We start from the raw sequence: 8,332 nt of genomic DNA on the forward strand, positions 1-8,332 counted from the left end.
ATTATTTGTATTTTGCCGTCATACCGGCGGAAGCCGGTATCCAGGAATCTGAATTTTAAAGCTTTTTTTGGACCCTGGTTTTCACCGGGGTGACGAACAATACCAAAAACAGACTAAATGCTCAGACTCCTAGTGTCTTAGTAGATTATTTTATTTACCAGAATACTGATTTTTTCAGGATAAAAATCTACGGGCTTACCCGGCATCCGGCCTACGCCCCCGCATACGCGGGGCAAGCTGGACAAGTTACGCCGGGCAGGCTGCCCGTGGTATTTTTGTCGGGAGATGTTCGTCTTCGGCGATATTTTTACTCGTTTCATCGATGTACTTGCCCGGCGAATGCCGGGTAAGTACATCGATGAAACGCTAGCACGATAATCAGAACTAAAAACACGCGCTGGAAGAGGATACAAACCGGTTATTACTGTGATATAATACTATTTTCGAGCATGTTCTATTTCCGGAGGTATCCCACAAGCATGAAAAAAAACATACTCCTGTTTTTACAAATAAAGCTCTATTTAGTTATATTCATATTCCTGACGAGTGCAGCCAACGCGGGATTTGTGGTGGATCATACCAACACAGATTTGGATGATATTCCAAGCGCGTGGATAACAGCAGTCAAAGCTAATTTACACATTGCCTACAACCGAACATCACATGGCGGTCAACTGCTCACTGGATTGGATGCTTTGGAAAATTTTCCGAGCTTTGGCAGTACCTATGACTGGGTCGATGATTCTCATGGGAACAGCAGTGTCCTGAGTTTGGACCAAAGCGGTATTCCGGGGTATCCGGATTTAAGCCAGGGAGATTATGATAATAATAGTAATGGTTATTCCGATTGGGCGGATGATACGTATGCTTTTCTTATTGATTCCAATAATTACCATATTAATGTGATTATGTGGTCTTGGTGTAATATTGCCGGGCATAATATTCCTCGCTATCTCACTAGTATGGAATGGCTAATTGGGGAGTTTGGTGCTGGTGGAACGCATCCGCGCGCAACAGCACATCCTGTACAATTCGTGTTTATGACCGCGCATGCCAATGGCGGTGGTGAGGGTGATTCATCGGATGTACCCAACGAGCAAATTCGGGCGCATGTCGCGGCCAATGATCGTGTCTTATTTGATTTTTCTGATATGGAAAATTACGATCCGGATGAAAACTATTATTTAGATAAATTGTTACAGGATGATTTAGACTACGATTCTGATAATAGCGGTTCAGTGGACGCCAATTGGGCATCAGAATACATCGCGCTGCATGACAACAGCGAGTTGGATCAACTCACGACAGGTCAGAACGTAACAGGTTATGACGGATGCAATTCATGCGCACATTCGGATGGTCCGAACAATGAAGCACGATTGAATTGTGTGCTCAAGGGAAGGGCCGCGTGGCACCTTTTCGCGCGTTTAGCAGGCTGGGATGGAGGAAGCAGCGGCACTCCGACTTGCTCTCCGACAATTTCAGAGACAGCAACTATTTCGTCTACACCCACTATCACGGTCACAACCACCATGACCCCTACCATCACAGCGACAGCCACTATAACACCCACCGCGACAATTTCTCCCGTGCTTTCCAGTACACCGACTGGAACAGCAACACCGACGATCAGTCAGACGAATACGATTACCATGACGCCTACCAATATTGTTGTATCGACACTGTCACCAACAAGTACTTTCACTCCCGGAAATACAGCTGTTCCAACAAATACGAAAAATCAGGAGCAAGCGGTCATTGCGTATCCCAATCCAGCCACAGCGATAGTAACTTTTCGATTTCAAGCCGCTGTGAGCAGCCGGGTGGAAATACGCATATTCAACGCGGCCGGGGAGATTGCCGCCAAGCTTACCGGAACCCTATCTCCTGCGCGGAACCAATTAGAGTGGGATACCAATGGGCTGGCAATGGGAGTGTATATATACCAGGTGTATCAAGATGGGAAAGCGGGCGAGAGCGGTAAGATATATAAGAAATGAGTACAAATTGGGAGATGTGCTAAAGCCCATGATATTAATGATGATAATATAATATTACGTCTTGCTGCGGGCCTTTTCACTTTACAATTACCTGAAAAACCGTATAATTCCGTTATATTTCTGTGCTGGGAGGAATGAAGACAATGTCAGGACACTCCAAATGGGCAACCATAAAACGCTCGAAAGCTGCAGTAGATGCCAAACGCGGAAAAGCCTTTACCAAGGTTACGAAAGAAATTATTCAAGCGGCCAAAGCCGGTGGCGGAAATCCGGATATGAATGCACGACTTAGAACGGCGGTATTGGCTGCAAAGGCGGTCAACATGCCGCAGGACAATATCAAACGGGCAATCATGAAGGGGACCGGCGAACTGGCCGGTGAATCCTATGATGAAATCACGTATGAGGGATATGGACCTGCGGGTGTGGCGATTATGGTAGAGATTACAACAGATAATAAAAATCGTTCTGCATCTGAAATTCGTTCCATTTTTTCGAAAAGAAACGGAAGTCTGGGCGAGCCGGGCAGCGTGGCATGGATGTTCGAGAAAAAAGGCGTCATCACGATTGAACGGGATAAAATCAGTGAAGATGATTTGATGCATCTGGCACTTGAATCAGGTGCGGAAGATATTAATACCGAAAGCAATTCTTATACTGTTATAACAGCGCCGAGTGACTTTGAAGCTGTCTATACTGCTGTAAAAGAAAAAGTCGAACCTGAATCAGCGGAAATTTCCATGGTTCCTAAAAATACGATTGTGTTGGAAGAGGCCAGAAGTGCTGAATCGCTGCTCAAGCTTTTGGAGGTTTTAGAAGATCACGATGATGTGCAAAATGTTTATTCTAATTTTGATATTTCTGATGAATTGATGGAATCCTTGAACAAATAAAAACGGTTTTAAGGTAAAACGAATCCAGTGGGAATCAATCAGGCGATACCGGCGACAAGCTTGCATGCAAGGAGAATGCCGTAAAGCGTTGATCGTGCTGTAATCTTTTTAGGAGTTGGTATGGAAAATAAAAAAGAACCGGATATGTCAGTGCAACAGCAGCTGGCCGCCTTGATTCCGGAAGCTGGAAACCTGGAAAAGACAGAACAGGTGATGCTGCATGGCTTGGTACGCCGCGCTATTCTTTTCGAGAAAAAACAAGGAGAAGAAGCGGTCAGTATTTTCAAACCCGGAGAAACCAAACAACTGGAACAATTTCAGGCTGGTTTGCAAAACACCCCGGAAGATGAAATAAAATCCAAGGTGACTGAATTTGGCATGGACGATGAGGAAGCGGAAATAGAGTCGGCTAATTGGTCTTTTCGGCATCAGTCAGCGCGCGGGGAAATGCTCGTCAAGAATACGTTAATCCCGTTTCAAATGGTACGGATTGAGCAGTACCAGTACTTGTTGTTGGTGTCCGGCGGGGTCAGTGCTGTGATGGAGGCCTTTATACCGGTTTTTACAAAAATACCGGACATTTATTCAGAGGATGCATTTCAAACCGATGGCCATCGATGGTCGGGATGGATATGGGTGACAGACCCGGATGACGTGCAAGTTGCGATTCAAAAAGATAAAATTAAATCCATGTGGAAAGGCTGCAAGCATGAAATATCAAATAATCCGCGAGAGTAAAAAGGTTCTTGCCATCCTGGGTTGCCTGGCATTGGCGGGCTTGGTTCCTGCCTTGGTGGCCCAAGCGTCATGGGTGCGTTTGATGGGTTTGTTTTTTTTAGGTGTTTGCAGTTTGAGCATGGCAATCATTGTCTATTTTTATCGGGACCCGGAAAGAAACAGTACCGAACCACCGGAAATAATTATCGCGCCGGCAGATGGGTATGTCACGCACGTTGAAAAGGTGAGGGAAGATCGATATTTGAAAAAACCGGCTTGGCGCGTCGCTGTTTTTATGCATGTTGGCAATGTGCATATTCAGCGGGTTCCCAGCGCCGGCAAGCTTGTGCGGACAGATCATTATCCGGGTAAATTCCGTCCGGTGATGGACCCCAAGGCGCCGATTGAGAATGAACAACGCTGGTATTTATTTGAGCGCGGACCCCGCAGTTACACCCTTGTTCAGATCGCCGGCTTGTTGGCTAGACGGACGATTAACTGGCTAACGATCAATCAAGAGTGTTCCCGCGGGATACGTCTTGGCATGATTGCGCTGGGATCGGAAATAGATCTGTACCTGCCGGAAGCGGTTGAAATGATCGTAAAACCGGGCACCAAGGTAAAAGGCGGCGAGAGCATTATCGCGCGGTGGACGGCATGAGTCCCAAGATGAACGTGAGGCATTCAGGGACCTATATTTTACCCAACCTCTTAACCGCATTCAATTTGATCTGCGGGATTATCGCCATTTTGATGGCGATTGAAAATTATTCCGGCGGCATCACCGACCTCAAGGCATATACCATTCCTGCCTGGCTTTTACTGGCAGCGATGGTGTTTGACTTTTTAGATGGAAAAGTTGCCCGCTGGACCAATACAGTCAGTTCTTTTGGCGTGAAAATTGATTCTTTATCGGATTTGGTTTCATTTGGGATTGCACCCGCCGTTCTGGCTTATACCGCCTTGCTCCATGAAGTGGCACTTGTGATTAAAGTGGTGGTTTGTTTTTTATTTTTGCTGGCCGGTGCCTGGCGTCTCGCGCGATTCAACAGCGAAACAACCGGTGAAGCCTCGGCTTTTTTTGTTGGGCTCCCAATTCCGGGGGCGGCAGCCTTTTTCGCCACCCTGCTGCTGGTAACCCCATCAGGCCCCGAACGCCTTATGCCGAAATTTCTCGGTCAGTCTTTTAGTGCTTTTTCTCCGCAAATGTCCGGTTATTTTGCTGCCGGCATCCTGGTTATTCTGGCTGTGCTGATGGTAAGCCGCATTCCATTTCCGGCTTTTAAAAGAATGAACCGCCGCAATTTGGTTCTGCTATGCGGTGTGGCGATGTTTTTTGTGGTGCTTCGCCTGATACTGCCGTGGGAAAACATTGTTTTTTTAATTGTATCACTATATTTTTTTATTGGTCTTTTTCAATATTTTTTAAATCAGGTATTGAAATTGCACCAGAAAAACATCATTCATCTATTGAAAAATAAAAAATAGGAGTGTGGCTTTTAATATGTCTGAACGCAGCATTGCGCTAAATGAAAATAAGCAGCTATCTGTCCCGGACGGGACAACTTTCGGTGAAGCGCTCAAACAGCTCAATCCCGCATTGTACGGCAAGGCGCTGGCAATCAAGCTCAATGAGGTTACGCTCGATTTAACGCGTGAAGTGCCGGAAGGGGAGCATAAGGTACGGGTGCTGGATTTTGCCGGCGGGGAAGGCACAGAGATTTTCCGGCATTCTTCAGCTCATGTCATGGCGGCAGCCGTTAAACAGCTTTATCCCGAGACCAAGGTCACCATCGGTCCGGCGATTGAAAATGGCTTTTACTATGATTTTGATCGTGACATTAAATTCACCCCGGATGACCTGGATAAAATCGAGAAGAAAATGCGCGAACTGGTACAACAAAAACTGCCTTTTACACGACGGGTCGTTTCAAAACCCGAGGCCCGGTCGCTGTTTGAAGCGCAGGGCGAGGTGTACAAGCTTGAATTAATTGATGCGATTGAAGATTCCGAAGTGTCGCTGTATACGTTGGGTGATTTTGTGGATCTCTGTCGCGGCCCCCATGTACCGCATTCGGGAATCATCAAAGCGTTTAAGCTGACCTCAATTGCAGGTGCGTATTGGCGCGGTGACGAAAAAAATAAAATGCTGCAGCGCATTTATGGGACCAGTTTTGATAAAGCGTCTGCTCTGGAAGCGCATCTCACCAAGCTGGAAGATGCGAAAAAGCGCGATCACCGGCGGCTGGGAAAGGATCTGGATCTTTTCTCACTGCATGAAGATGCCGGTGCCGGATTGGTTTTTTGGCATCCCAAGGGTGCGATGACCCGCAAGATTATGGAGGATTTTTGGCGGGAGGAGCATCTCCGAAATGGTTATGAATTGCTGTATACACCGCATGTTGGCAAAGCCCATCTTTGGGAGACATCCGGACATCTCTCCTTTTATAAGGACTCCATGTATGCTGCCATGGAGGTTGATGAAAACGATTATTACATTCGGCCGATGAATTGTCCCTTTCACATCAAGATTTACAAGACCGATGTGAGGAGTTACCGGAAAATGCCCATACGGTGGGCTGAATTAGGGACCGTGTACCGGTATGAAAAATCAGGGGTGCTGCACGGCCTTTTTCGGGTGAGGGGTTTTACCCAGGATGATGCGCATATATTCTGTACCCGTGACCAATTGGAGGATGAAATACGCGAGGTTATCCGGTTTACGCTTTTTGTTCTTAAGACCTTTGGGTTTTCCGATTATGAAATTTATTTGTCTACCAAACCGGAAAAAGACATTGTTGGCAGCGATGAAGTCTGGGAAGAATCCACCCAAGCACTGCGCAGAGCTCTGGAAAAAACCGGTCTCGAATACGCGGTGGATGAGGGCGGGGGAGCCTTTTATGGTCCCAAGGTCGATATTAAAATTAAGGATTGTCTAGGCAGAACCTGGCAATGTTCAACCATTCAGGTTGATTTTAATCTCCCGGAGCGGTTCGATATTAATTATATAGGTGAGGATGGCAAAGAACATCGGCCGATTATGATTCATCGGGCATTGATGGGCTCTTTGGAACGGTTTTTCGGTGTGATGCTGGAGCATTATGCCGGTGCATTCCCGGTATGGCTGGCCCCGGTTCAGGCCAAGGTCTGCACCATTGCCGACCGTCATCATGATTCCGCCCGGACCCTTGCCGATGCATTGAAAAAGGCGGGCATACGCGTGGAGACGGACTTGCGCAGCGAGAAAATCAATTCCAAGATACGAGATGCCCAGCTGGATAAAATTCCTTATATGATTATTATCGGTGATAAAGAAGTTGAGCAGCAAACCGGCGCAGTTCGTTTGCGGAACGGTAAAAACATCGGACCCAGAACAGCCGAAGAGATTATTGCCCTTATTAAAGAAAAAACCGAGCAAAAGGCGCTTGATTTAGAATAATTGAATTACATGTTCAGTGTATGCCTAAGGGCACGGCAGGCCGTGCCTTACTAAAAAGGATAATGATATGATTAATAAACAGGGTTTGCGAAGTGTTAAAGGCTACCAGTTTTCCGGGATTGCTTTGGGAGAAGGGAAAAGAAACTTCGGATTGATTTTCTCTTCGGCAGCCAAAACAGTGGGAGCGGCAGTCTATACAAAAAATGATTTCAAGGCTGCGCCGGTCATTGTATCCCGGCAAATGGATGCAGCAACACCCAATAAGCGGGCGATTATTGTCAACAGCGGTAATGCCAACGCATTTACCGGCAAGCAGGGAATTATTGATGCAAAGAAGGAATTGTGCGAATTGAGCCAACACCTTCACATTCCGGAAAGTGAATGCTACGTTGCCTCGACCGGTGTCATCGGGCAGGCTCTTTCAATGGATGCCATTATTGGGAATACGGCATTGCTTGTTTCTCAGCTTGGTGCAAAAGAGGATAAGAATTTTTCTACAGCCATTTTAACCACTGATACCCGTATCAAGCAGGCTTCTGTTTCATTTCAGTTACACGGCGAAAAAATTACGATTGCGGCATGCATCAAAGGTGCGGGTATGATTATGCCGAATATGGCGACCATGCTGTGTTTTATTGTGACCGATGCAGCTATTTCACAGGACTTGTTGAAGCAGGCATTGCAGCGGTCGGTGGAGGATTCCTACAATTGTGTTACCGTGGATAGTGATACCAGTACCAATGATACGGTATTTATTCTTGCCAATGCCGCAGCCGGTAATCCGGAGATCCGGACGGAAGACAGTGATTTCGAGATATTCTACAAGCATCTGCATGCGCTTAACCGGTACATGGCACGAGAATTGATTGAGGATGCCGAGGGGCGGACCAAGACCATTTCCATCACAGTTAAAAACGCACCTGATCGCGAAAAAGCTAAACGCGTGGCTTTTTCTGTTGCCAATTCGCCCCTGGTCAAAACAGCTTTTTTCGGGGAACAGCTCAATTGGGGAAGAATCGCGATGGCAATCGGCAAAGCAAATATCGGTATTCAACCGGAAACCCTCAATGTCTCGATCAACGGCCATTTAATCGTGATCAATGGTGAACCGCAATTAAACGGAAAAACCTACGATCAGGCGGAGCAGTCCTTGAAAAGGGATGAAATTGAAATCGTGATTGATTTGCAGACGGGGGAACAGTCTATTGAGGTACTGACTTGTGATTTTTCCATCGACTATATTAAAATCAATGCGGATTATATTTCGTGATATTTTTTGGTTT

7 protein-coding genes are annotated in these 8,332 nt (G+C 46.5%); all 7 read left to right on the forward strand.

What is annotated here, in order from left to right; translation table 11 throughout:
• Positions 1 to 479 precede the first annotated feature (479 nt).
• The 7 genes from K8S19_11225 (at position 480) to argJ (ending at position 8,319) form a co-directional block, all read left to right on the forward strand.
• Complete coding sequence (locus tag K8S19_11225; GenBank protein MCD4814248.1) at positions 480 to 2,000, forward strand: T9SS type A sorting domain-containing protein; 1,521 nt, start codon at positions 480 to 482, stop codon at positions 1,998 to 2,000.
• A gap of 143 nt (positions 2,001 to 2,143) precedes the next feature.
• Entirely contained in the window at positions 2,144 to 2,893 is a 750-nt protein-coding gene (locus K8S19_11230) for a YebC/PmpR family DNA-binding transcriptional regulator (protein MCD4814249.1), read from the forward strand.
• 120 nt (positions 2,894 to 3,013) lie between these two features.
• On the forward strand, positions 3,014 to 3,631 hold the full coding sequence (locus K8S19_11235; GenBank protein ID MCD4814250.1) for a hypothetical protein: 618 nt from the start codon (positions 3,014 to 3,016) through the stop codon (positions 3,629 to 3,631).
• Positions 3,603 to 4,271 carry a phosphatidylserine decarboxylase gene (locus tag K8S19_11240; GenBank protein ID MCD4814251.1) on the forward strand — a complete coding sequence of 223 codons (669 nt, stop codon included), beginning with the start codon at positions 3,603 to 3,605 and terminating at the stop codon, positions 4,269 to 4,271. The genes K8S19_11235 and K8S19_11240 overlap by 29 nt, the downstream gene beginning before the upstream one ends.
• Positions 4,268 to 5,098 carry a CDP-diacylglycerol--serine O-phosphatidyltransferase gene (gene pssA, locus K8S19_11245; GenBank protein ID MCD4814252.1) on the forward strand — a complete coding sequence of 277 codons (831 nt, stop codon included), beginning with the start codon at positions 4,268 to 4,270 and terminating at the stop codon, positions 5,096 to 5,098. Before K8S19_11240 ends, pssA begins: the two co-directional genes overlap by 4 nt.
• A gap of 16 nt (positions 5,099 to 5,114) precedes the next feature.
• A complete protein-coding gene (thrS, locus tag K8S19_11250) occupies positions 5,115 to 7,049 on the forward strand; it encodes a threonine--tRNA ligase (GenBank protein MCD4814253.1) in 1,935 nt (644 codons plus the stop codon).
• Between the two features lie 67 nt (positions 7,050 to 7,116).
• Entirely contained in the window at positions 7,117 to 8,319 is a 1,203-nt protein-coding gene (gene argJ, locus K8S19_11255; protein ID MCD4814254.1) for a bifunctional glutamate N-acetyltransferase/amino-acid acetyltransferase ArgJ, read from the forward strand.
• Positions 8,320 to 8,332: the final 13 nt, after the last annotated feature.

It is taken from the genome of bacterium, assembly GCA_021108215.1.
Classification (GTDB): Bacteria; Oederibacteriota; JAAXVQ01; order JAAXVQ01; family JAUVAV01; genus JAIORK01.

Bases quoted from the DNA above. Each gene is read 5' to 3' on its own strand.
- K8S19_11225 (MCD4814248.1), top strand. From the start codon at position 480: ATGAAAAAAAACATACTCCTGTTTTTACAAATAAAGCTCTATTTAGTT.
- K8S19_11230 (MCD4814249.1), top strand. From the start codon at position 2,144: ATGTCAGGACACTCCAAATGGGCAACCATAAAACGCTCGAAAGCTGCA.
- K8S19_11235 (MCD4814250.1), top strand. From the start codon at position 3,014: ATGGAAAATAAAAAAGAACCGGATATGTCAGTGCAACAGCAGCTGGCC.
- K8S19_11240 (MCD4814251.1), top strand. From the start codon at position 3,603: ATGAAATATCAAATAATCCGCGAGAGTAAAAAGGTTCTTGCCATCCTG.
- pssA (MCD4814252.1), top strand. From the start codon at position 4,268: ATGAGTCCCAAGATGAACGTGAGGCATTCAGGGACCTATATTTTACCC.
- thrS (MCD4814253.1), top strand. From the start codon at position 5,115: ATGTCTGAACGCAGCATTGCGCTAAATGAAAATAAGCAGCTATCTGTC.
- argJ (MCD4814254.1), top strand. From the start codon at position 7,117: ATGATTAATAAACAGGGTTTGCGAAGTGTTAAAGGCTACCAGTTTTCC.